Source organism: Vibrio sp. E150_011 (genome assembly GCF_053544015.1).
The window spans coordinates 733005-756433 of sequence record NZ_JBHFOL010000001.1; the positions used below are offsets into that span (position 1 = coordinate 733005).

At 45.4% G+C, this 23429-nt stretch carries 21 protein-coding genes; 4 read left to right on the forward strand and 17 right to left on the reverse strand.

Going from position 1 to position 23429, the window contains the following annotated elements; all coding sequences use genetic code 11:
• Nucleotide 1: 1 nt before the first annotated feature.
• The 11 genes from phnM to phnC all read right to left on the reverse strand — a co-directional run bounded on the left by phnM (nucleotide 2) and on the right by phnC (nucleotide 9621).
• Complete coding sequence (phnM, locus tag ACE1OE_RS03035; protein ID WP_449210065.1) at nucleotides 2-1135, reverse strand: alpha-D-ribose 1-methylphosphonate 5-triphosphate diphosphatase; 1134 nt, start codon at nucleotides 1133-1135, stop codon at nucleotides 2-4.
• A gap of 13 nt (nucleotides 1136-1148) precedes the next feature.
• Complete coding sequence (phnL, locus tag ACE1OE_RS03040) at nucleotides 1149-1961, reverse strand: phosphonate C-P lyase system protein PhnL (RefSeq protein WP_449210066.1); 813 nt, start codon at nucleotides 1959-1961, stop codon at nucleotides 1149-1151.
• A gap of 11 nt (nucleotides 1962-1972) precedes the next feature.
• Entirely contained in the window at nucleotides 1973-2857 is an 885-nt protein-coding gene (gene phnK / locus ACE1OE_RS03045) for a phosphonate C-P lyase system protein PhnK (protein WP_449210067.1), read from the reverse strand.
• Entirely contained in the window at nucleotides 2854-3810 is a 957-nt protein-coding gene (locus ACE1OE_RS03050; RefSeq protein ID WP_449210068.1) for an alpha-D-ribose 1-methylphosphonate 5-phosphate C-P-lyase PhnJ, read from the reverse strand. The genes phnK and ACE1OE_RS03050 overlap by 4 nt, the downstream gene beginning before the upstream one ends.
• The gene (locus ACE1OE_RS03055) at nucleotides 3807-4904 is read right to left on the reverse strand and encodes a carbon-phosphorus lyase complex subunit PhnI (protein WP_449210069.1); all 1098 of its coding nucleotides are present in this window, start codon (nucleotides 4902-4904) and stop codon (nucleotides 3807-3809) included. The genes ACE1OE_RS03050 and ACE1OE_RS03055 overlap by 4 nt, the downstream gene beginning before the upstream one ends.
• The gene (gene phnH / locus ACE1OE_RS03060; protein WP_449210070.1) at nucleotides 4895-5509 is read right to left on the reverse strand and encodes a phosphonate C-P lyase system protein PhnH; all 615 of its coding nucleotides are present in this window, start codon (nucleotides 5507-5509) and stop codon (nucleotides 4895-4897) included. Before phnH ends, ACE1OE_RS03055 begins: the two co-directional genes overlap by 10 nt.
• 223 nt (nucleotides 5510-5732) lie before the next feature.
• Nucleotides 5733-6179, reverse strand: a complete 447-nt coding sequence (gene phnG / locus ACE1OE_RS03065; protein ID WP_449210071.1) for a phosphonate C-P lyase system protein PhnG — start codon at nucleotides 6177-6179, stop codon at nucleotides 5733-5735.
• On the reverse strand, nucleotides 6180-6875 hold the full coding sequence (gene phnF / locus ACE1OE_RS03070; RefSeq protein ID WP_102468871.1) for a phosphonate metabolism transcriptional regulator PhnF: 696 nt from the start codon (nucleotides 6873-6875) through the stop codon (nucleotides 6180-6182). It lies immediately after the preceding gene.
• A 54-nt stretch (nucleotides 6876-6929) separates the two neighbouring features.
• Nucleotides 6930-7709 (reverse strand): phosphonate ABC transporter, permease protein PhnE, encoded by a 780-nt coding sequence (gene phnE / locus ACE1OE_RS03075; protein WP_449210109.1) that lies wholly within the window; start codon nucleotides 7707-7709, stop codon nucleotides 6930-6932.
• A gap of 58 nt (nucleotides 7710-7767) precedes the next feature.
• Nucleotides 7768-8775, reverse strand: coding sequence for a phosphonate ABC transporter substrate-binding protein (gene phnD / locus ACE1OE_RS03080; protein WP_449210072.1), 1008 nt, complete (start codon nucleotides 8773-8775; stop codon nucleotides 7768-7770).
• A 33-nt stretch (nucleotides 8776-8808) separates the two neighbouring features.
• The gene (phnC, locus tag ACE1OE_RS03085) at nucleotides 8809-9621 is read right to left on the reverse strand and encodes a phosphonate ABC transporter ATP-binding protein (protein ID WP_102468869.1); all 813 of its coding nucleotides are present in this window, start codon (nucleotides 9619-9621) and stop codon (nucleotides 8809-8811) included.
• Nucleotides 9622-9919: 298 nt separating this feature from the next.
• Between phnC and ACE1OE_RS03090 the strand changes: the two genes are divergently transcribed.
• Nucleotides 9920-10840 (forward strand): DUF368 domain-containing protein, encoded by a 921-nt coding sequence (locus ACE1OE_RS03090; protein ID WP_449210073.1) that lies wholly within the window; start codon nucleotides 9920-9922, stop codon nucleotides 10838-10840.
• Between the two features lie 89 nt (nucleotides 10841-10929).
• Here the strand turns inward: ACE1OE_RS03090 and ACE1OE_RS03095 are convergent, their stop codons facing one another.
• Together ACE1OE_RS03095 and ACE1OE_RS03100 are read right to left on the reverse strand one after the other, a co-directional pair.
• Nucleotides 10930-12009 carry a porin gene (locus tag ACE1OE_RS03095; protein ID WP_449210074.1) on the reverse strand — a complete coding sequence of 360 codons (1080 nt, stop codon included), beginning with the start codon at nucleotides 12007-12009 and terminating at the stop codon, nucleotides 10930-10932.
• A gap of 2 nt (nucleotides 12010-12011) precedes the next feature.
• Nucleotides 12012-12500 (reverse strand): hypothetical protein, encoded by a 489-nt coding sequence (locus ACE1OE_RS03100; RefSeq protein ID WP_449210075.1) that lies wholly within the window; start codon nucleotides 12498-12500, stop codon nucleotides 12012-12014.
• Between the two features lie 91 nt (nucleotides 12501-12591).
• On the opposite strand from ACE1OE_RS03100, the gene ACE1OE_RS03105 reads away from it, so the two are divergent.
• Both ACE1OE_RS03105 and ACE1OE_RS03110 read left to right on the forward strand, forming a co-directional pair.
• On the forward strand, nucleotides 12592-15399 hold the full coding sequence (locus ACE1OE_RS03105; RefSeq protein ID WP_449210076.1) for an ATP-binding protein: 2808 nt from the start codon (nucleotides 12592-12594) through the stop codon (nucleotides 15397-15399).
• A 93-nt stretch (nucleotides 15400-15492) separates the two neighbouring features.
• Nucleotides 15493-16197, forward strand: a complete 705-nt coding sequence (locus tag ACE1OE_RS03110; RefSeq protein WP_449210077.1) for a DUF445 domain-containing protein — start codon at nucleotides 15493-15495, stop codon at nucleotides 16195-16197.
• A gap of 433 nt (nucleotides 16198-16630) precedes the next feature.
• On the opposite strand, the gene yegD is transcribed toward ACE1OE_RS03110, so the two are convergent.
• The 3 genes from yegD to lpdA form a co-directional block, all read right to left on the reverse strand.
• Nucleotides 16631-17983, reverse strand: coding sequence for a molecular chaperone (gene yegD / locus ACE1OE_RS03115; protein WP_449210078.1), 1353 nt, complete (start codon nucleotides 17981-17983; stop codon nucleotides 16631-16633).
• Between the two features lie 262 nt (nucleotides 17984-18245).
• Nucleotides 18246-19046: an acyl-CoA thioesterase gene (locus tag ACE1OE_RS03120; protein WP_449210079.1), complete on the reverse strand. Its 801-nt coding sequence runs from the start codon at nucleotides 19044-19046 to the stop codon at nucleotides 18246-18248.
• 180 nt (nucleotides 19047-19226) lie between these two features.
• A complete protein-coding gene (lpdA, locus tag ACE1OE_RS03125) occupies nucleotides 19227-20675 on the reverse strand; it encodes a dihydrolipoyl dehydrogenase (RefSeq protein WP_449210080.1) in 1449 nt (482 codons plus the stop codon).
• A gap of 222 nt (nucleotides 20676-20897) precedes the next feature.
• On the opposite strand from lpdA, the gene ACE1OE_RS03130 reads away from it, so the two are divergent.
• Complete coding sequence (locus tag ACE1OE_RS03130; RefSeq protein WP_372061458.1) at nucleotides 20898-21254, forward strand: hypothetical protein; 357 nt, start codon at nucleotides 20898-20900, stop codon at nucleotides 21252-21254.
• 188 nt (nucleotides 21255-21442) lie between these two features.
• On the opposite strand, the gene ACE1OE_RS03135 is transcribed toward ACE1OE_RS03130, so the two are convergent.
• Entirely contained in the window at nucleotides 21443-23116 is a 1674-nt protein-coding gene (locus tag ACE1OE_RS03135; protein ID WP_449210081.1) for a DUF342 domain-containing protein, read from the reverse strand.
• Nucleotides 23117-23429: the final 313 nt, after the last annotated feature.

The following is a 23429-nucleotide window of genomic DNA, read 5'->3' on the forward strand; positions in this document are numbered from 1 at the left end:
ATTAGAATACCTTCTTACCTTGTCGCCACACTCGTGCCACCAGCGGATGGCCATCGACTTGTCTAGCCAAGACTAAATCGGCACGTTTTCCCTCCGCAATCACACCACGGTCGTGAAGATTTAATGCCTGCGCGGGGTTTATTGTGGCCAGTTGCACCGCTTGCGGCAGCGTGAGTGTATTGCGCTCATCCGCCGCTAAGGTATAAACCGCTTCCAGTATGCTCATAGGGTAATAATCGGATGATAAGATATCCAAGACACCCAATGACGCCAATTCGTGCGCCGCCACGTTGCCAGAGTGGGACCCGCCACGGACAACGTTTGGTGCCCCCATTAAGACCTTAAGGCCCAGCTCATGGGATTTTTTTGCAGCCTCGACGGTGGTAGGAAATTCCGCAATCGCCATGCCCAACGCTTTGGACTCTAAAACATGTTCCGTTGTCGCATCATCGTGGCTCGCCATTGGGGTATTATGCTCGCGACATTGGCGGCAAATTTCGTCTCGATTTTGTTTTGACCAACGTTGCGATAGCTCAACCTGCACTTTTTCAAATGCCGCCATCTCCGTATCACTCATGTTGTACTTGCCTTGGTAGTAAGTTCGGTACTTCTCTACATTCACAAACTGACGCTGACCAGGTGCATGGTCCATCAATGACACTAGCTGCACTTCTGGTAGATCAATAAAACGCTCAAACATGCCCACTGTCGTTTCGTGAGGGACTTCGCAGCGAAGGTGCAAGCGGTGTTCTGCACGTGTTAAACCCCGTTTTTGGCTGTCGATAACCGTGTTAATGAACAAGTCTAAATTGGCTTGTCTTTTTTCTTCACGAAAGTCCCCTAGTGCAACGGCATCTAACACCGTCGTAATGCCTGAACCAATAAGCTGAGTATCATGTGCACTCATGGCAGAAAACGGCGGCCAATCAACCTTGGGGCGAGGGGTAAAGTACTTCTCGAGGTTATCGGTATGTAGCTCAATAAAACCAGGCATTAGGTAGCCATTTTCACCATCATAAGCACCCGCAACCTGGCTGTGAGAATCCGACATACTGACAATATTGCCATCTCTGAGCTCGACAGAGCCTTTGACCACTTCATTATCTAAAACGAGATTTACGTTAGTAATAATCATGCTATGTTCTCCGTTACACACACGCTGAGATGGATGATGTCGTTAGATTGGATTCAACACTTGAGCAAGGCTGAACGAGCTTCTGTTCCGATTGACTAGGTTGACCATTGTTTGTTAAAGGTGCCGCCCCCTTTTTCACATCATAAAGACGGTCAGCGACCTGATCACGCGTCAGTTCATCATGGAATATCCCTACGATGGCAGCCCCTCTTGCTTTGGCTTCTTTGATGAGATTGACCACAACGGCACTGTTTGTCGCATCCAACGACGCCGTCGGCTCATCAAGTAATAAGATGGGGTAATCGACAATAAAGCCACGAGCAATATTAACGCGCTGTTGTTCACCGCCAGAAAATGTCGCAGGAGCTATATTCCACAAGTGCTCTGGCACGTTCAGTCGTGTTAATAATGACTGTGCTTTGGCTTTGGCTTGCTCGCGGCATCCCCCCATCTCAATCATGGGCTGCATAACCACATCTAAGGCACTAATCCGCGGAATCACACGTAGAAACTGGCTCACCCAACCAATAGTGTGCTTGCGAACATTCAGTATTTCACGAGGCTGTGCCATGGCTAGGTTTATCCAACGCCCTTGATGGTTCACGTTAATGTCACCACTATCGACCAAGTAATTGGCGTACAGTGCGCGCAATAGCGTTGACTTGCCTGAACCTGAGCGACCGTTTAACACCACACACTCTCCCTCAGAAACAGAAAAGTTGGCATTGGACAATACCGATAGTTCAGCGCTTTCTTGATTGTGTAAAACAAACGTCTTGCTGACATTCGCTACATGCAATCGGGCATTGTGTAAATGAGCATTCATTGAAGCGTTCCTTAGTTCTGCAATACAGAAGAGACAAGAAGTTGAGTGTAAGGGTGCTGTGGGTCATCGAGGACTTGATCCGTTAATCCGCTCTCCACGACTTCACTGCGGCGCATCACCATGAGTCGGTGTGCGAGCAAACGAGCAACCGCAAGATCATGAGTCACGATCACGACAGCAAGATCAAGCTCTGTCACTAAGCGGCGCAATAGATCCAACAACTTAGCTTGCACTGATACATCCAGCCCTCCCGTTGGTTCATCCATAAAGATCAACTTAGGATGCGTCACCAGATTACGTGCGATCTGCAATCTTTGCTGCATACCCCCAGAGAAGGTTGTTGGCATGTCATCAATGCGATCGAGAGGGATCTCGACATCCGTCAGCCATTTACTTGACGCTTCACGGATGTTGCCATAATGGCGTTCGCCTACTGCCATGAGACGCTCACCAATGTTGCCACCCGCAGAGACGCGAGCCCGTAACCCATCCATTGGGTGCTGGTGCACCACCCCCCACTCCGTGCGAAGCAGTTGACGTCTTTGGCTTTCCGCCATTTCATACAGGTCTTCCAGCTGAGTCATTTGCTCGCTCCCTTTACCTCGGACATACAGCACCGATCCACTATCTGGCACTTGTCGTCCAGACAATGAAGTCAGTAAGGTACTCTTACCGGAACCAGACTCTCCGACGATGCCCAAGACTTCACCAGGGTAGATATCAAAAGACACGTTGCTAAAGCCCTTACCCGGCGCATAAAGCTTAGTGAGGTTGCGTACCGACAATAGTGGTTGTTCTGTACTGGCTCGCTGATCGGAACTTGCTGGCCGTTCCGTCTCTACCGACGACGTAAAAGCGGCGGCTTGTTTAGGGGCATCATTTAACTGCATGTTCATGCCACACCTTCCTGTGATTGCATCGGGTCATTCTCTGCCACTCGGTCGCGACAGTAATCAGTATCGGAGCAAACAAACATATGATTGCCTTTATCATCCATCACCACCTCATCTAAGAAGGTGTCCGTCGAGCCACAGATCGTACATGGGTCTTCCCACTGCTGGATCTCAAACGGATGGTCTTCAAAGTCGAGGCTTTGCACCTTAGTAAACGGTGGAATCGCGTAGATACGCTTTTCACGACCGGCACCAAATAGTTGCAACGCGGCCATGTTGTCCATTTTGGGGTTATCGAACTTAGGAATCGGCGACGGGTCCATAATGTAACGGTCATTAACACGCACCGGATAAGCATACGCCGTAGCAATATGGCCAAAACGAGCAATATCCTCATACAGTTTGACGTGCATAATCCCGTACTCTTGCAGGGCGTGCATTTTTCGTGTTTCGGTTTCGCGAGGCTCGATAAAACGCAGTGGCTCAGGAATCGGCACTTGATACACTAAAATTTGGTCTTTCTCTAACGTGACTTCCGGGATGCGGTGACGGGTTTGGATGATCGACGCCTCACGCGTTCTTTCTGTTGTTTGCGCGTCGGCGACCGATTTAAAGAACTCACGAATGGAAACGGCATTGGTCGTGTCGTCAGCGCCTTGGTCAATCACCTTTAACGTATCCACCGAGCCAATAATTGCAGCGGTAATTTGCACACCGCCTGTGCCCCAACCATAAGGCATCGGCATTTCTCGTCCACCAAACGGTACCTGATAACCTGGGACTGCGACGGCTTTAAGTAATGCTCGACGAATCATGCGCTTGGTTTGTTCATCCAGGTAGCCGTAGTTGTAACCCGTATCGGTATACGACGGTTCGTTATCAGTGACAGCGCTCGAGGCAGTATTGTGACCACCTTTCACGTCTTGCAGGTGTGTATGCGTGTTGTCGTGGTTCATGACTGTTTCTCCTGCGTCACGGCATCATGTTCAGCGTGCATCTTACGAAGCAGCTCAAGTTCTGCTTGGAAATCCACATAGTGTGGAAGCTTTAGGTGTGACACAAAACCAGCGGCCTCTACGTTATCGGAATGCGACAGTACAAACTCTTCATCTTGTGCGGGTCCATCCACCGCTTCACCGTACTCTGGTGCTTGCAATGAACGGTCCACCAGCGCCATCGACATCGCCTTGCGCTCGGTCGCACCAAACGTCAGGCCATAGCCACGAGTCAGGGCAGCCTTTTCTGTCTTACTACCAACAAAGCCATTGATCATCTGACACTCGGTAAGTTCTATCTCACCAATATCAATGGAGAAACCCAGCTCTTCGGGTGTCAGTGACAGGGTGGTCATTCCGGTGCGAATCTCTCCGGCAAACGGGTGATTTCGACCGTAACCGCGCTGCGTTGAATAACTCAATGCGAGTAAGAACCCCTCATCACCTCGAACAAGGTTTTGCAACCGAGCCGAGCGGTCACACGGATAATTCACAGGTGCCATGGTGATATCTTCTGGCACTTGCTCATTGTCTTGTTCCACTTTCATCAATTCGAGACGCTCTAAGATACCGAGCACCTGCGGACAAGGTTCCATTTCAGCGTTGACTTCCTGCTCCAAATTCGATTCTGTGCATGGTGGCTCACCTTCTGCCAACAAGCTAAAATCCAGCAATCGATGCGTATAGTCATAGGTTGCACCCAATATCTGTCCGCCGGGTAAATCTTTGTAGGTTGCCGAAATTCGGCGCTCAATGCGCATATCGCTGGTATTCACTGGGTTAGACGTGGCGAGGCGTGGCAACGTCGTACGGTAAGCGCGCAATAAAAAAATAGCCTCGACTAAGTCACCATTGGCTTGCTTGATCGCCAGTGCTGCCAACTCTGGGTCGTAAATACCACCTTCGGTCATGACTCTGTCCACCGAACCGGCGAGCTGCTGGCTAATTTGCGCCACACTTAATTCTGGTAACGCCTTGTTGCCACGACGTTTTTTAGCTTGAAGTTTATGGGCTTGTTGAATCGCTTTTTCACCACCCTTCACGGCTACATACATGGAGAAACCTCAACGTTAGTGGTACGGGGTAAACACAGTATTTGTTCTTCATGAACCAACACCAAATCGATGCCAAGAGGAAAATCAACGCGCTCCTGGCGAGACTCGAGAAATGACAAAAAGCCGTCTGGCGCATCACCAACGAATGCCTCGTCAGTTGTTTCAATGCCAGGACCTGATAGCAATAATCGTTGACCGGACGTCAGCGAATCTAGCTCAATAATCACGGTTGTCGCAGCATCGGGATACTCTTCACATCCAGATTTGAAGTCGAGGAGTTGTTGACTAATCTGAGCGATATCTGACTTGGCGATCACAGCAAAATCGGCATCTGCTTGTTCAAATACAATCGGAGCGCCGCAGTGAAAGCGCACGTTCTCCAATACAGCCTTATCGTTTTGCAAAGTGGGCGACAACCAAATATTGGTGGCGTTATCCGCCAAACTCAGCAAGGTTTGTGCCGCGGCGGCATGCATGATGCCAAATCCTTGGCTTCTATCTAATGTCACCAACTGTCCGGGTTCAGACATGGCTTTTAACAGTTGTCTGAAACAGTATTGGCTATCGTGTACCGCATCTTGAAAGGCGGGTGTAATGGTTGTCATAGTGGTTACCTGTTGGGTTGGCACCTTGGCCACGCCGTTATCATATTGTTGATGTAAAATAATGAAGCTTTACACAGCACTCACTCGAAAATGGACGGCTGCAGACTCGCGTTCTCGACGCACATATCTTCTCTGCAAACTGTTTTTCCCGTGGGCTAATCTTCTTCGCGGATGACACTTCCACGTGGATGCGTCTTTCCCACAAATTCATCTTTCCCGCTGATTAGTCTTCCCCGCGAACTAAAGTAAAAAAGTCCACTTTCGTCGCGGCAACTTCAGCGGCTTTTAATTGATCTCGCTCTTGCTTTATTGCCGCCAACGGTTCAATGATGCGAGTCAGCAACGATGTTTGATTCGATGATATTTGTAATAACCCATCCAGCACGGCAGCCAGTTCAGCATGTGCCTTATTGCGTCCGCGAATGTAGCTGTAACCCAACTCACCACTTGGCAGTTTTATCACTGCTCTGGTGATAGTGGCGTCACCCATATTGAACTCACGCCCAGTACCGCCCATCCTTGCTCGAATTTGTGTCAGCCCGATTTCAGGTTGGCGTACCATTTGATAGTCCGTATCAATACTGACGTCTTTCCAATGCTGCTGTAGCTCTTCAAATTGACTTTGTGCTAATACAGACATCCACTTTGATCTTTCGGTCACCGCCGTCATTTAATGCTCCATTATTATTTCTGTGGCATCAGAACGGCTGTTCGAGCTTGAAAACTCGGCAACAATGTTCGTGCCTTTAATGACATTTTTCGTTTTAATTTTTAGGATTGGCGTCGTACTTGGAATCTGTAATAAACGACAATCTTCATTGGTCGGTGCTCGTGCACCCACACTGGTTTCTTTTCGTGTCAGCTCAACACCCAAGCCACGTTTTATGAACTCGTGTAATGAACCACTTTTGAAGTTTTTTAACACCGTCCACCACTCTCGATTGGCGAGGTAATGGTCAATCACCGTGCGTGGCATGTTTTCCGTTTTTCGCAGGGTTCGAATGTGCACAATGCGCTGCCCCTCTTCTATGCCTAGGCTTGCCGCAATCTTTAATGGTGCGGACATCACTCGCGATACCATGACCTCACATCGAGGCTGTGCCCCTTGCTCTATGAGGTTTTTGGTAAAATGGGCCCCAGAGTGAATGCGGTATTCATTTGGCTGCCTAACCACCATATTGCCTTTGCCTTGATGGCGTTGAATCATGCCGGTGTTCACCAATTCATCGACAGCGCGACGCAAGGTATGGCGATTAACATCAAATCGCTGCGCCAGCCTTGATTCCGGGGGCAGGTAATCACCAGGGGCAAAATTGGCCTTCACTTCCTTTTCAAGCACTGAGGCAATATCCAAATACACAGGCATGTTTTCCCTTATTACTTATCTAGACATGTTTAGGTAAATAGACTGACGAGCGGTCTAGATGAATTTTTTACGAATAATCTGAGAAACAAAATCGATGATGCTGACCGTGACAATCACAATAGACATGATGGCGGCCGTCTGTTGCAGCTGAAACCCTGAGATAGATTGCCAAAGCAAGACTCCAATCCCCCCCGCACCGACCATCCCAACAACAGTGGCAGAACGAATATTGGACTCCAAACGGTACAAGGAGTAAGAGATCCAAAGTGGCAATACTTGGGGAATGACGCCATAGAGAATCACTTCAAATTGGTTGGCACCCGTCGCTTTCACACCTTCCATCGGGCCGGGCTCTATTGCCTCAATCGCCTCAGCAAAAAGCTTGGCAAGGACACCCGTCGTATGGATAAATAACGCCATCACACCAGCAAAAGGACCCAACCCCACAACGACGACAAACAACATGGCAAATACCATTTCGTTAATTGCACGTAGGCAGTCCATCAGGCGACGAATGGGAAAGCTGATCCAACTCGGCATTAAGTTTTCAGCGCTCAGGATGCCGAATGGAATGGCCAACAGTACCGACAGTACCGTTCCCCAAATGCCCACTTGAATCGTGACAATCATTTCATTGAGATAGAGGTGACTTTCACTAAAATCAGCAGGAAAAAAGTCATTAAGAAGTTGAACCATGTTTTCTGGGTGTTCAAAAAAAAGCGCAGGGGCCATTTCAGCGCCGTTCCATGCCCATACCAGAACAAGCAACATCACAACGCCAATGATGCTGTTCTTGATTGATAGTTTATTTTCTGGGTTATAACCGGTTGTCATTGTGTTCATTTTATTTGCTCTGAGAGAGCGCTGCCCAAGGACAGCGCGGTGCTGTCCATTAGCCTTTAAGGGCATCCATTTGCTGCTGCAACGTCTCTATTTCTGCGGTCAGCTTCTTCACTCGTTTATTTTTTTCTTCCGTATCTAGGCGAGTATTGTTCTTTGCCTCTACTAGCTCTTTATAGGCCTCAAGTTGACGGATTGGCAGCAATTGATTGTTGTCCGTTTCCGCAAAACCAGACCATGACAGCTTATGTAAATTATTGATCTCTTCTTTATTGCCGTCTTTGCCATAGTTGATAAAAAACGCTTTAGCTTTCGCTTTCATCTCTGCCGGTAAGGCTTTACGGTAGGTCACGACGTCGGATGGAATGAGCACTGATTGCCATACCACTTTGATCTTGGCATAGCTGTCTGGGCTGTTTTGCTGTAAACGAAGTAAGTTCATGCTGTTGTTCGTGGCAACATCCACTCGCTTGTTAGCCACCGCCATTAGGTTTGCGCCATGACTTGCGGCAACCGAACGTTTAAAGTCATTCGACGACACGTTGTTCTGTGCAAAAGCATAATAGTTAGGCACTAAAAAGCCGGAGGTAGAGTTAGGATCACCATTACCTAGATTCAGCTCCGAGCGCTGCTCAATCACATCTTCAAGGGTATTAATGTCACTATTGTCTTTGTTCGTGACCAGTAAACTGTAATAGCCTTCTTGGCCTTCTAAATCGATATAGCGAGCAAATATTTCCGCATCCGCACGATCAACAGCTTCAATCGCAGACTTATTGCCGTAGTAAGCAAAATCCACTTTTCCGAATCGTTGCCCTTGAATAATGCCCGCGTAGTCTGGCGCAAAATAGGCTTTCACTGGTACGCCAAGCTCTTCGCTGAGATCTTGCAGCAAAGGCTCCCAACGCTGGCTTAGGTTTTGCTGAGCGTCGGTGGCGATGATGCCAAAGTTAATCTGTTTGGGCATATCCTGCGCAAAGGTGGCCGAGGACGCCATAGCCAAGGCGAAGGCTGACAACGTAAGTGATTTTTTAAATCCTGATTGCATCGAACGAAACATGTTCATTTTCCCAATGATAATAAATGACAAAAATTAAAACGAAGGAGCCAGTAGGCTTGAGGGACACGGCGATGGTTCTTCCGTCGTTGATCTTGCACGATAAAGCCCCTCTATTTGTGATGAGCTGAGGCTTGAACTTGCCCCTTGATAGAAGACCTCGCCGTCCTTCAGCGCGACAATTTCCGAGCAATACTTGAGCGCATGATCCACTTGATGAAGCGTCACAATGATTGGAATGCCTTCCTTTTGATTGATATCTTGTAGCAACTCCATGACGATACGGGACGACTCCGGATCCAGTGATGCTATCGGCTCATCCGCAAAAATAATCTCCGCTCGTTGCATCAACGCTCGGGCAATAGCCACACGCTGCTGCTGACCACCAGATAAATGGCTAACACGCTGCGATGCAAATGACGCCATACCAACACGGTCTAACGCATCTAAGGCTTGTTGTTTTTGCTCTTGAGTAAACATTCCCGTTAATGTGCGCCACTTCGGTGTCGCACTCATGGCACCAATCAATACATTGGTCATGACAGATAGACGATTCACGAGGTTAAATTGTTGGAAGATGTAACCCGCTTTCGCACGACATGCGCGAACGGATTTGTCGGCCTTGCCTTGTGACTGAACAGTGCGCCCTTGCACCTGAATCTTTGATTGAGCGTTATTGTCACCAATAATAAGCCCACTTAGATGTCGAAGCAGTGTCGACTTCCCAGAGCCAGATGGCCCTAATAATGCCGTCATGTTTGGGTTCGTGATGGTTAAGTTAATATCTTTTAGCGCTTTATTGTCGCCAAAGGTCTTATTCACCTGCTTCACTTCAATGATGTTGTTCATCTCAATCGTCCCTATTCGGTTTAGGAACACTTTGACGACCTAATATGAACATTGCGTGTCGGCAATATGTCAAAACCGTCACAAACCAGGACCAAGCACCACTTGTCTAGACAAGATTAACAATCTGATATAAAAGCGTTTTTATTGCCATAAAGACAGATTTACCACGACCTATCTAGCCGGAAGATTCACAATTGTTTGACGTACCTAATGATATTAAATTTCGATCACTCTCTAGGTGCATACAAACACGCATCCATATATACTTTGCGACAACTTTTCCAACCTAAAAGATAATATGAACTATTTGACGACCTTTCTAAAAGGAATGGCAATGGGCGCGGCTGACGTGGTCCCTGGCGTTTCAGGCGGCACCGTTGCCTTTATTACTGGTATTTATGACATGCTGTTAGAAAGCATTCGACGGGTGAATCCAAGCCTATTTGGCATCTGGCGACGTGACGGCTTTAAAGCCGCGTTTAATCATATCAATGGGTTCTTTTTAATTGCTTTGTTTGGCGGTATTTTGACGTCAATCCTAACGCTAGCGAAATTCATTTCTTGGGCACTAGAAACGCACCCTGTTCCAGTGTGGTCGTTCTTCTTCGGTCTAATTTTAGTGTCGGTTTATCACATGCTAAAACAAGTCGAACAAAGAACGTTATCCCGTTTCTTGTGTCTTGTACTTGGTGTTGTTTTTGCTTATACCATTACGGTTTTACAGCCATTACAGATGGATCCAACACACTTAAATATTTTCCTTGCAGGCATGATTGCAATCTGTGCGATGATTCTTCCTGGTATCTCTGGCAGCTTTATTCTTCTGATTCTAGGCATGTACGGCCCAGTACTTGGTGCAGTAAAGGGGCTACAACTTGATATTATGGCGTTGTTTGCTTTCGGTTGTCTGATTGGGCTGCTGAGCTTCTCACACGTGCTCTCTTGGCTACTAAAACGTTTCCGCGACTTCGCATTGGTTTTCTTAACCGGTTTAATGCTAGGCACACTACCGAAACTTTGGCCTTGGAAAGAAACCATTTCTTGGAGAACGAACTCTTCAGGCGAGCAGGTTCCACTTATTCAAGAAAACCTATCACCCTTCAACTTTGAGTTAGTGACGGGTCACCCTTCTCAGCTGGCGATTGCTGTCGTAATGATGCTGATAGGCATTGGCTTGGTATTGGGACTAGAAAAAGTTGGCGAGCGTGGTGAGAAGTAACCTTACGTAGCGCTAGAATTACGAAAGCCCCGACAGTGTCGGGGCTTTTTTATGTAACTCATTAAAATACTGATCTGAAGGTGCTTAATTTAGAAAACAAAATTGACCATGACGGTATAAAGATTCGCATCAGTATCAGTTAACGTATCGAGAGGACTAACAATAAAAGGCCCATCTTGTCCTCCAAAACTCTCAAAACGTTGCCACTCAGCATTAACCGAGACATTGTACAAGAGATCGTACCTCAGACCGACAGTCCAACTATCGCCTGTCTTGCCTTCATAAGGATTGCCATTACCGGATTCTCTGTATGTTTGTCCGTAAACCAAATACGGTGTTAATTTCTTAACTCGATATGAAGCACTACCATACCAAGAAGATCCTGTGTCATTTTTCTGACCTTCTGCGGTTAACTTGACACTACCAAAATCATACTCCCCACCCAAAGAATAAAGTTTGATGTTCTCATCTTCTTGAGTTGCTCCTGTATAACCAAAGGCTGTAAAAGTTTGATCGTAGGTCGAATCCAAGTATGCAAAATTGATACGATAGTTATCTCCGACCAATAATGCATTCAATCCGTACATATTGCTGGTTTCAAATTCTGCCTGTACATCAGGATTAAAATCTACTTCGTTTGTATCTTTGAAGCCAACAAATGGCGTAAGTGACAGTTGTAATTCATCAGCAATATCGTAGTTCCATGTAACACTTGCGCCATTATATGCTGTCACACCAAGTATACTATTGTACACTTCCTGCGGCGGACGGGCTGTAGTGTAGGCGTGTCCTACGTAATAGTATTCAGACGCTAGAAAAAGAGGTAGTCGTAACCGCCCGCCACGTACTTCAAAATCACCAATAGAATAACCGAGGTAAGCCCACTCTAATTGTGGTTCACTCCAGTGGTCTTGCGGACGCTTGACTACTTGAACTGAGGCTTTAAATGCCTCTCTATAATAATCAAGTTGAATACCAAACGTCGTATCGCAGTCAAAGCAGCTTTCATCAGTGATATTTCGATTCACCATTACAGGCGTTTCATTATCAGATTTAGTCCAAGAAGTAGAACCAAAACCACTGATCGAAAAATTATCCGTAATATCGATGGCTGCAAATGATGGGACACTCATCGCAGATAGTGTCAATACAAGAAGTTTATTATTCATGGTTATTTCTCCTTACTAACGACGTATAGAATTTTGGCTTCTTGAGGCAAAGCATCAAGGGGGGCATACCCAATTCTATTCGGCTTTTCTTGTAACCAATGAATAAGAGCATTGACGGAAGCGTCTCCAATTTCTTTCGGTGGTCTGGCTTTTCCTGAAAATGACAAACTTGCCCAGTAGGCATTCATTTGCGCGACATCCTTTCCTAGTAAATACTGATAGAACTCAGAACGTTCCGATGAGCTTTCCGGCCAATCAGAGATTTCTATACGTTGTCCTTGTAAGGATTTAGCTTTCCCTCTGTACACCATTCTTGCTTTACTTCGCGTCAATACTTCGAAGTCAGCATCAAGTGTAAACACCGCATATTCATTCGCGGCAAACGCTCGGCTATCGGAAGACAAAAATATCATCAAAGTTAGCCCGACGGCTGTTAACCCACTCAGCAGCTGCTGTTTAATATTTCCATACTTATTATCAACTTGTTCCATTTCATTACACTCTTACGGATTCCTATCCTAGACTACTCATAGATTAGTTCAGAGCCTTTGATGTTCAAGAATATTATCAAGGATTAGTGATATGGCTTTATTAAATAAGACGTCGATCAAAAGTAGAATAATTATCCTAGCGATTTTACCGCTGATCGTCATTTTAGTATTGTCATCATGGGAAGCACTTAGAGCGAAACGTGATTTGCAACAAATGTCGATTTTATCCGCGGAAGTGAAGGCATTAAGTTACATCTCAAACTACAGCGCGATTGTTCACAGCTCACGGCTAGAAAAACTACAACATACCTTTGAAGACAACAAAACCATCATCTATGGCAAGCTAAATGAATGTTTAGACAAGCTACAGGGCGTTTTATCAACGGCTTACTATCTTGATGATACATCCACGGTTGAAAACGCATTAAACGAGTTACGTGAAGCGCAAGGTGAACTTGGCGCGATGTCGACCATCGAGGAGGTGGAAGATTGGAATATTTGGACGGTAGATCTGATTCAACAGCTTTTATCCCAATTGGAAAGCGTCAAGGTAGATACTGGGTCTATCATCCTCGAATCCCACCTCAATGCGTTATTCACATTGGAATGGATTCGGCTGTGGGCGACAGAAGAAAACTGGATCATCCATACTGACATCTACTTAGGTCACGACGACCATCATGACGAAGAACATTCAGCATCGGTGCAGCTGACCTCCTTGTTTGAGCGCCAGCAATACCTCATTGACCGCTTTCTCAATATCAACGCTGATGCCTCACAAGTCAGCTTGCTTCTAAGAACCTTCTCGGACGAATCATTTGTCGATAGCATTCTATTTCGAGATCGAGTCCTTGATGAATCCAGAGAAGCGCTAACCGTACAAGAGATCACTTCCGGTGTAGCGGCACTGGATAAACGACTCACACTTATTCAGCAAGCCACCACAGAAATTAATGCACAGTTGTCCAACGACATGGAGCAAAGCATCCTACAACTTGAGCAACGGATGTGGACAACCATTCTTGTCGCAGTGCTGATCATGGCCGTGCTTTTTATATTAAGTATTAATATCACAAGAAGAATTATATTCTTTTTGAACAACACGTTAGAGACATTTGAGAATATAGACAAACACGATACACCAGATATTAAGGCGTCGACAGAAGGCCACGATGAGTTTAGTCACTTTGGTGAGAAAATGAATAAGCTTATTGCAGAGCGACGTGAGAATGAACAACGAATGATCGCAGCTAAAAACGAAGCAGAACGGGCCAATGTGGCCAAAAGCTCCTTTCTCGCCAACATGTCACACGAAATAAGAACGCCTTTAAATGGCATAATCGGTATGTCTGGTATCTTGTCAGATTCCACGCTAAACCCCATTCAACGTGACTACTTAAACACCATCGAGACGTCTTCTCAAACCTTACTTATTTTGATCAATGATATCTTGGATATTTCTAAGATCGAATCTGGCAACTTGTTGATCTCTTTACACAGTTCGAATCTAAGAGAGATCGTTTACGATACCGTCGCAATCGTACTTTCGAAAGCACAAGAAAAATCATTGGATCTCCATGTTGAATTTTCATCCAACTTTCCACATTTGTTGCTTATTGACGATCATCGGTTACGTCAAATTTTAATGAATCTCATGTCCAATGCGGTCAAGTTTACTCAAACCGGATTTGTTAAAATTAAGGTCAGTATTGAGCAAATTGACGAGGAACAATGCCAGATTCTATTTGCCATACAAGATACCGGAATCGGTATTGATAAAGATAAACAAGACGCCATCTTTAAGCCATTCACACAAGAAGACAGCTCCGTGACGCGACAGTTCGGTGGTACAGGCTTAGGGTTAGCGATTTCGTCTCAGCTTGTTGAATTGATGGGCGGAAAAATCGCTATTGAGTCAGAAAAAGGGGCCGGCAGCACTTTTCATTTTGAGATAAACGCCACCATCGTAAAATCAAATCCCCCGATACTCAGCTCATTGATGACACGTCGCTTTTGCATTATTGATAATGGACAGGCGATTGCTGATCAGCTCACTGATGAGATGGGGCATTATTCCTTACCACTGTCCCATCGATTTGCCTCTACGGAAAACATGATGCAACATGCCATAGGCGAAACGACGATTCTGTATTGTGTATCCGCCTCAATCGATGGTTCAAACGAACTAGCAAACATTGCAAAAACACATCCCCAGTGCCCACTGATATTAGTTCAGCGACAATCCATTCCAGTTGGTGACTATGAAGCCGTATTGTCTGGCCTTGTCACTTTCCCACTACTTGGTGCACGCTTAATTGATACATTAATGAATGCCGCGATGCAGCATGTCAGTTTAAAAAATAAGACTGCGCTGCACGATGCTTTGCCGCCAACTGACCAAAACCTCGCAATGAAGGTCATGCATCACAACCGCGACAAAACGATGTCAACGGATGAAAGCCAATCATGCGAGCTCACCGGTGATAGCGGTGCACTCTCCATACTATTAGTAGAAGATAATGCAGTGAATCAGAAGGTAGCGTCGCTGCTGCTCAAAAAATCCGGATATCACGTTGATATCGCCAATAATGGGCAAGAAGCACTTGATTATCTTTGTGATTCAAAAAACCGTTATCACACTGTTCTTATGGACTGTATGATGCCCGTTAAGGATGGTTTTACCGCTTCAAAAGAGTTTAGGGCTTACGAACAGCAGTACAACCAAGGCCGGCCCCCTATCATTGCACTAACTGCAAGCGTCCTTGACGAAGACATTCGACGTTGCAGCGAAAGTGGCATGGACGACTATGTCTCTAAGCCATTTAATAAGTCCGTGCTCCTTGAGAAAATAAAAAACATTAGAGAATTATCAGGGTCGGATACCCTTCATTCATTATAATCTTGCTTGAAAGGCAAGAAGTTACTTCTTATCCTCGCTTTTTTTTCCTAAAATCCCTATTCCTATTCCCCATTCATCGATAGTAGTAAAACTATGAACAAAAGCATGATCACCAACCTTATCGCTATAGGGTTATTGGGTGCAGGCTACCAACTTAACAACGATATTCTTCTCTACGCGGGTTTATTTGCCTTTTCAGGCGCGGTCACAAACTGGCTAGCCATTCACATGTTATTTGAAAAAATACCAGGTATTTATGGCTCAGGTGTCATTCCAGCACGCTTTGAAGACTTCAAAGTGGCGATTAAGAATTTAATGATGGAGCAATTTTTTACCGACAATAATATTGATAAATTTCTTAAACAAGAAGTCGGGACAGGTCTTACACTTGACCTTGAGCCTGTGATTGAAAAAGTGGACTTCAACCCAACGTTTGATTCGCTGGTGGACGTCATAGAAAACTCACAGTTTGGCGGTATGCTGGCGATGTTTGGTGGCACAGAAGCATTACAACCACTTAAAGCACCCTTTGTCGAAAAAATGAAAGCAGAAATGGCATCGATTGCACAAAGCGATTCCGTAAAACAAGCCCTCGTTGAGCAGTTCGAATCCCCTTCGATGATGGATGAAGTAAAAGGCAATATCGACTCCATCATTGAACAGCGCCTGAATGAGCTAACACCTCAAATGGTCAAAGAAATCATACAAAATCTAATTAAACAACACCTAGGCTGGCTTGTTGTCTGGGGGGGTATTTTTGGTGGCTTGATTGGGATCATTTCATCGCTAGTGATGTAACGGCATGCTCGCACTAAGCGCTTAAAAAAAGCCAACCACAACAAAAGCGTGATTGGCTTATAATAGTGTGAACAATAGTCATTCACTAACAACGTCAGTTGGCTAGGTGACTCTCGGCTTAAGAGAGTCGCTTTCATTCTATGCGCATAACAAGAGCCGCCGCAAGCACGCCATTACATTTGCCATGGTTATATATTCAACTATTGGAACCGTGTCACATTCCTCAAATTTCCACGAAATCATATAATTACATCTTCGCCACATCACACTTATAAAATACTCAACCTCTTTTAGCCATATGCTGTAAGGCTAATACGTTACGAATCATCAGATAATTCCGACACTCGAATTGTTTATTAAACGATAACCCAGCCGACATTAAATCATAAGTCTCGCGAATGCTTGATGCCAGTAATCACCAGCCAACACGCTATTACTTGAAACAAATGTCAGCCCAACGAGCTAAACCAGCCGTTACGGAACCAAAGTAGTTGCCTGCAACAAGTGGTGTACCAGGGAGTATGTCATTGACCGCTTGGCGCAAAACAGATGAACGGGCTGAACCTCCCGTCATAAAGACAACATCCGGTTGTATTCCAGCTTGATTGACCGCTTCCTTCACCAGTTCTTTTATTTTTTGTTTCGGGTTATCAATCGCACTTTCCATTTCGTCTCGAGAGATAGTTACACCGACTTGCTCTGAAATAAGCTGGATAAGCGCCTGATATTGATTAGCGTCGCCCAGTGCTATTTTTGCTTTCTCTGCCTCTCGTATTACCGCATAACCTAACGTGTCTTGATGCAGTTTAACCAAGCGAGTCACTTTATCTGGTTCTCTCGCTTCTTTAGCCAACATCTTCAGCTCTTTCAGATTATCGTGCGCGTAAAACTTCCTTTGTGCTTGTACGTCATTAATCGCAATTGGATTCCAAAATTGGGTCACTGGGATATCTAACCCAGAATGGCGCTTGGTTCCCATGCCAAATTCATTCATGAGGCGACGAAATGCAATATAGATATCAAGATCGTTGCCACCGACTCGTTGGCCGGTATGCGCTATCAATGAATCGCTTCTGTCCGCTTTTCCCGCCCACGTTGGTCCCATCTTAATAAATGAGCAATCGGTTGTACCACCGCCAATATCCACCACCAATACGTGTTTGTCTTCGAGTAATGTCGCTTCATAATCCAATCCAGCCGCGACAGGCTCTAGCTGAAACTCCACATCTTTGAACCCAGCTCGATTTGCTGCACGACGTAGTATTCCCTCGGCTTGGCGATTTGAGGCATCACCACCTCTTCCAAGAAAGTTAACAGGACGTCCGATGACGGTTTGGGTGGTTTCACGTCCTAGATGAAGCTCTGCTTTATGTTTCACGTTTGCCATCATCGCACACACAAGGTCTTCGAAAAAAGACAGCTGCATGTCGCGTAGCCCGATGGTGCCGAGAAATGACTTAGGTGATTTAATGTAATAAACATCCTTTGGATCTTCTAAATATAAATCAAGGGCTTGATGGCCAAATAACACATCTGAAGATGTGACTTCAATGCCTTCTTCACGATTAAGTTTAAGGGCGCGACGAAGCACCATCTCCCCAATGTCATTAGAAGGGCGAATATTTAAAGTGCGAAATAGGTGCTCTGATACTGACTCTGCTGTCGGCGCACAAAGTGTTGAGGGGATATAGTATTCATCTCCCACTAAAGGTATCTGATTTACCGAACCATTGACAATGTGTGCAACGGAACAGTTCGCAGTTCCATAGTCAAAACCGATAGCCATAAATATTTACCTCTAAATTATCAAATAGGAAATAACACGATATATGTCGTTTTTACACGAGGGGAAGTGTCGATATGAAAATAGGTCGGCAAGGATACCAACCTTGACCTGAACTTCAATAGAATAAAGTCGATAGCGATAAACGGGTCAAGGCGTATTTAGGGTTCGTCTGTCATTAGGGGGCAAGACGGAAAAATCAGGCTCGTTTACACTGTAAACCTAAGAAAATTCGCCTAGGCGATTCCCTGTCTCGTGCAACAAATTAATCAAATATCGCGATGCTTTGACGACTAATCGCAACCAGTTGCCCAACATTATTCCATACATTCGCCTCAGCGTGAGCATAACCTTGTGCGGCTTGGCGAGTATGCGATTGATAGGCAAACCAGTCTTCGACGCCAACAGGCTCATGAGGATGTATAAATTCTAGGTTCCACATCATGGTGCTCGCCGGAGCGGGCTGTGACATCATTTGTAGGACACCCGGAGGCCATGCGTCCACCAAACATATGAGGTGTGCGTCGGTAATAACGGATGGAGCCTGCTTAAAGCGCATCCAGCCATAGGAATGTGAATCTTTACTTGCAGTAAACGGTAAGTGCCCACGAGCCAATGCGAGATCAATATGAGCGGTGTAGTTTGGTGCGCCTTTCGCTACGTCGGGAAAACGTGGTAATTCATCAGGGCTAGGCATGATGTGATTGTTGGAGTTTTCAACTCGGATCTTTGAATCTCTCTCAAACCCGAAACACGCTTGCTGAAACACAACAACTTGATCGTTCTGGATCAGGCGTGCGCTGAGTTGAGACACGCTTTTTCCTTCTCTTAATACCTCCACTTGAAAGTGAAAGGGTACATCAACCAACAAAGGCCCAACAAAATTGGTATTGAGTGTTCGAAGCTCTCGCTCAGTGTTCAATTTAGACTGCATTGCGGTATATAGCAGCGCGGCGGACACCCCACCAAACACAGTACGTCCCTGTCCCCATGAAGAAGGAATCGACATATCTCCCTCTTCTTGGAAACGCTGTCTTGCTATTTTTAGCAACTCGTCAAAATGCATACCATCACCACATGTTAATACCTTGTTATACAAAACAATAACTGGTCTGACTAGGTTACGCAAATGTTACAATCGCGATATGTTAGCAAGTTCAAAGTCTCACGACTTCACCGCTTTGTTTTTAGGAATCGATGATGCCGGAAGGATAACCGATTCACAAATAGCCTCTTCTTTTAAGTATCATCGTTTTCTAGGTGGGAGCATGTCCGTCATTGTTCCCTCGACCAATTCAGCAGCAAATGCGAAGGTTTCAGATAACGTGGGATGAGCATGAACAGCCTGAGCGATATCGCAAGCTTTTGTCCCCATCGTTAAACCTATCACGGCCTCATGAATAAGCTCTCCTGCGTTTTCCCCGCAAATACTTGCGCCAAGTAACGCACCATCTTGTTTATCAAATAAGGCCTTGGTGACACCATTTGTCGCATTGACGCTTTGCGCACGGCCACTCACTAACCAAGGGATCTTTCCAACGGTATACTCAACACCTTGTGCTTTTGCCGCCTTTTCAGTCAATCCAACCCATGCTAATTCTGGTGAGGTATAAGCGACCGACGGTATTGCTACCACCTTTTGCGACACGCTGAGTCCAGCAGCAGACTCTGCAGCAATTTTACCTTCATGCGTTGCCTTGTGTGCGAGCATTGGGCCCGCGACAACATCCCCTATTGCGTATACCCCTGACGAAGATGTTTCCATATGGCTATCAACTGGGATGCATTGGTGCGAATCAAGTGTTATGCCAAGCCTCTCCAGACCAATATTTGCTGTATTAGGTTGACGACCAACAGCGACAAGAACAGAGTCAAACACCACTGGCTCCATGACCTTTTTTCCTTCCATGGTGACGCTTACCCCCTCCTCAATAATCGATACATCAACCACTTTAGTTTTAGTTAAAATTTGGTAGCGCTTTTTGATATTTTTCAACAATGGTTGGAGAATGTCTTTGTCTGCCGCTGGAATGAGTTGTTCTGATGCTTCAACTATCGTGATGTTTGAACCGAGCGCTGCGTATACTTGCGCCATCTCTAGTCCAATAATACCGCCGCCAATAATCAAGAGTTTGTCAGGGATTGTTTTTAGGTCAAGTGCTGCACTCGAGTCCCAAATACATGCATGCTCGGGCATCTTTGGCAACTTAACTGGAGAAGAACCGGTAGCTACAATGGCTTTTCCAAAACTTACGGTAACCGTCGAGTTAGCGCCAACCACCTCCAGACGATGCGCCGCTTTGAATGTGCCCTTTCCTTGTAACCGTTTGATTCCGCGAGCGTCTGCGAGATTAGCAATTCCTGTCGTGAGCGTTTTAACCGTTTTAACTTTGTGATTTCTCAACGTTTCGATATCGACCTGAATCTGACCAAAGGAAATCCCCATCTCTTGCGCATGATTGGCGTCCGTTATCAACGAGGTCGCATGAAGCAGTGTTTTTGACGGGATGCAGCCTTCATTGACACAAACGCCACCAAGCGTAGCAGCGCTTTCAATTAAACCGACCGAAAGCCCTAGGTCAGCCGCTCTAAAAGCCGCAGTGTAGCCCCCAGGACCGCCACCAATTACGGCAATATCTACATGGATGGTGTCTTTGGTATCAATGGCTTCTGTTCCTTGGCAATTTTCTGACATCAACTATCTCCTACTCATTCAGTAAAGCAATCACTAAGATACAACCAATAGAATCCGAGTGGTCACTCATTGCGTTATCAGCAGTATAAGCGTTCTAAATGTCTGAGTAGTGTCAATTTTTCTTAGATAGTGACCTCAGGTTGGTTCAATATATTATTTATGTAACTGAGCTGATAGTATCCTTGTCCATTCTCTGCCACCACCGTGAACAGTACTTTTACTATGGTCAAAAGACTCTCCTTAGCGTTGATGACATTATCGCTCTCTGCTTGTTCGTCACATCAAATGAGCCAACTAGGTTTACGCTCTTCCCCTGTTGATACCTACCCAAACAATATGAACTCGGTCGAGCTTTGTGAAGTTGCCAATGGATACCGATTGTCGAACCAAACAAGCGTATCTGTTGACTCTGAAGTGTGGCGCAGAGGACTGTCCAACGAACAATGCGATAGCATCGTCAAAGAATTGTACTTAAGCCGATTTGTACGCTCGCTTTCTAATACTAAAGAAACCACGCAACCAAACGACACAACGCCGCCAACACCGACCCCGCTGCCTGCAGAGCCAGTTACTCAATAGCTGATTGATATATAGATAAAAATATACGGTGCCAATAGGTAGGAAGTTTACGTGCAGAAAAGCGATGAATGAACCGTTAATAAAGACTAATTAACCAACGAGTTGTCGATTAAAATACGAACCACTCAGTCCGAGTGGTTGATAGGCAGGCTTAGTATCCCTTTGGTACCAAGCCTGAGCGAGTAGCATCACACAGCAACATCTTCTTCTTTTAACTTGGGGACAAAACTCAACACATTGTTTTTCAGTTGGAAAACCGCTGGCCCATGAGTATTTTTGGTTGTGACTTTCTCCCCTCCAATTGACACGGTCACTCGAGTATGTGTTTGTACCAGAGATTCAACCGTACTGGTTTCTAATTTAGCAAACAGCTCTTCTTCAATTGCCGCTTTCTTTTCATTTAGCTTATCAATCGACTCTGTATTGGTACTATTAAGTGCGTCTAGTTCCTGATTTTCATCATCGCTTCGCGCAGACTTAGGGATTTTCTTAAGTTCAATCTCCCTTCTAATCGCCATCATTTTATGTTCTTGCAACGCCGTATAGTCATCCTGCAGTTGCTCTAATTTAGAGATATATTTTTTATGGTTAGAAAACGCGTTAATGTAGGTGGCGGTATCACCCTCAACGCCAAGGTGGTTACATACGACTTTACCGCCAACATCAGCCAAGCCACCGCTCAACGTCCCTTGCTTTCTATTTGCACTCTGGACGATGAGGTCGCCAGCACATCGCATATCATTGTTTAAGCTATGAACCGCTAACTTGATGTCTTCATCTGCTGTAAGATTGGCAAACTGAGCATAATTCGCCACGATATCGCCACCGGACTGGATTAGACACGTTTTACTTTCGCCATCATCGACATTGTGACCAATAATGCCTTTAGCAATAATGACATCTCCTTTTGCGTCTAACTTAGCAGATTCAACAAACCCACCCACCGTAATGGAACCCGTAGCGGAAATTTCCATTTGCGCCTCGACATTACCAGACACAACGACACTGCCCTCAAAGCGAATATGCCCAGTTGAGATATCGACCTTTGCTAAGCATAGCGCTTCATCGACATCAATCCCGCTTGTTTTAATGATTGGCATCCCAGAAATATCAGAAATTAAAATATTTGGATCTTCAGCAGAGAGCTTCGTCCCTTTCCCTGGTTTTAAAGGGGTATCGTTTACGGCTTTGGGCGGAATAATGGCACCAGTAACGGTATAGCCATTCTGGCCACTAATAGCAGGGATACGCTTCATTATCTTCTCACCAACCCCTACTGTAACCATCTGCCCAAGATCTCGCATATCAACCTTGTCAGACTCGCCTCGGGTTTGTGGTTTGAGGACTCGCGCTTTAGGATCGTCAATAAGAGCGATGAACTCACTGTTTCGACCTTCTATCGGACGCTTGCCAACGGCAACAGGCTGGACGTAACTTTTACCTGGCTCTAATTGGCGGCTCAACAGCAGAACCTTTTTAAGCGCTAATTTATTAATACCTTTTATAACTTGGGAGTCAGCTAACGTTTTGATTACCTCAGCACCCGTTAATGGCAATCCCCCATAAGCACCTTCTACTGTCATTCGTGCGATCATATCTTGCTCGCAGAGTGACACGCTCACTGACGCGTCTTTCGTGTACGCTATTTTGATACCCTGAAAGGCTTCTTTCTTAGCAAGCTGTGCACAGCTAATAAATTGATTAACGGCAGAATCATCAAGGAATAAATGCTTCGCTTCCATATCCGAGAGTGCATTCTCAAGAAGAAGCTTCTCAAGGCTGAGTCCCTGCTCGTATTCTTGTGGCAACATCGCCACAACAGAGTTTTTATCGCTAGTTTGTTGGAGAACACTTTTCCACATGATTGGTGTAACGTCCTTATTTACTGCTCACGCTTTTAAAACAAAGTGTGATCGCGCTTCAACGAATATATATTTATCTTAGTGTAGTCTCAATCTTGAGACTATAGAGAATTCATAAAACTAGGTCTGCGGTCACGTTGTTGTACTTGATTTATTTGATGTCAAAGGGTTGATTCAAAATCCATCATACGGAAATGGTTTGTTGCCGTGATGAACGGATGTCCATGAGGAGAGTAATTTACACTGTAAACAATAAAAGAGTAGATTCAATTTACAGTGTAAAAACGTACTTTAGCTTTTTACACTGTAAATC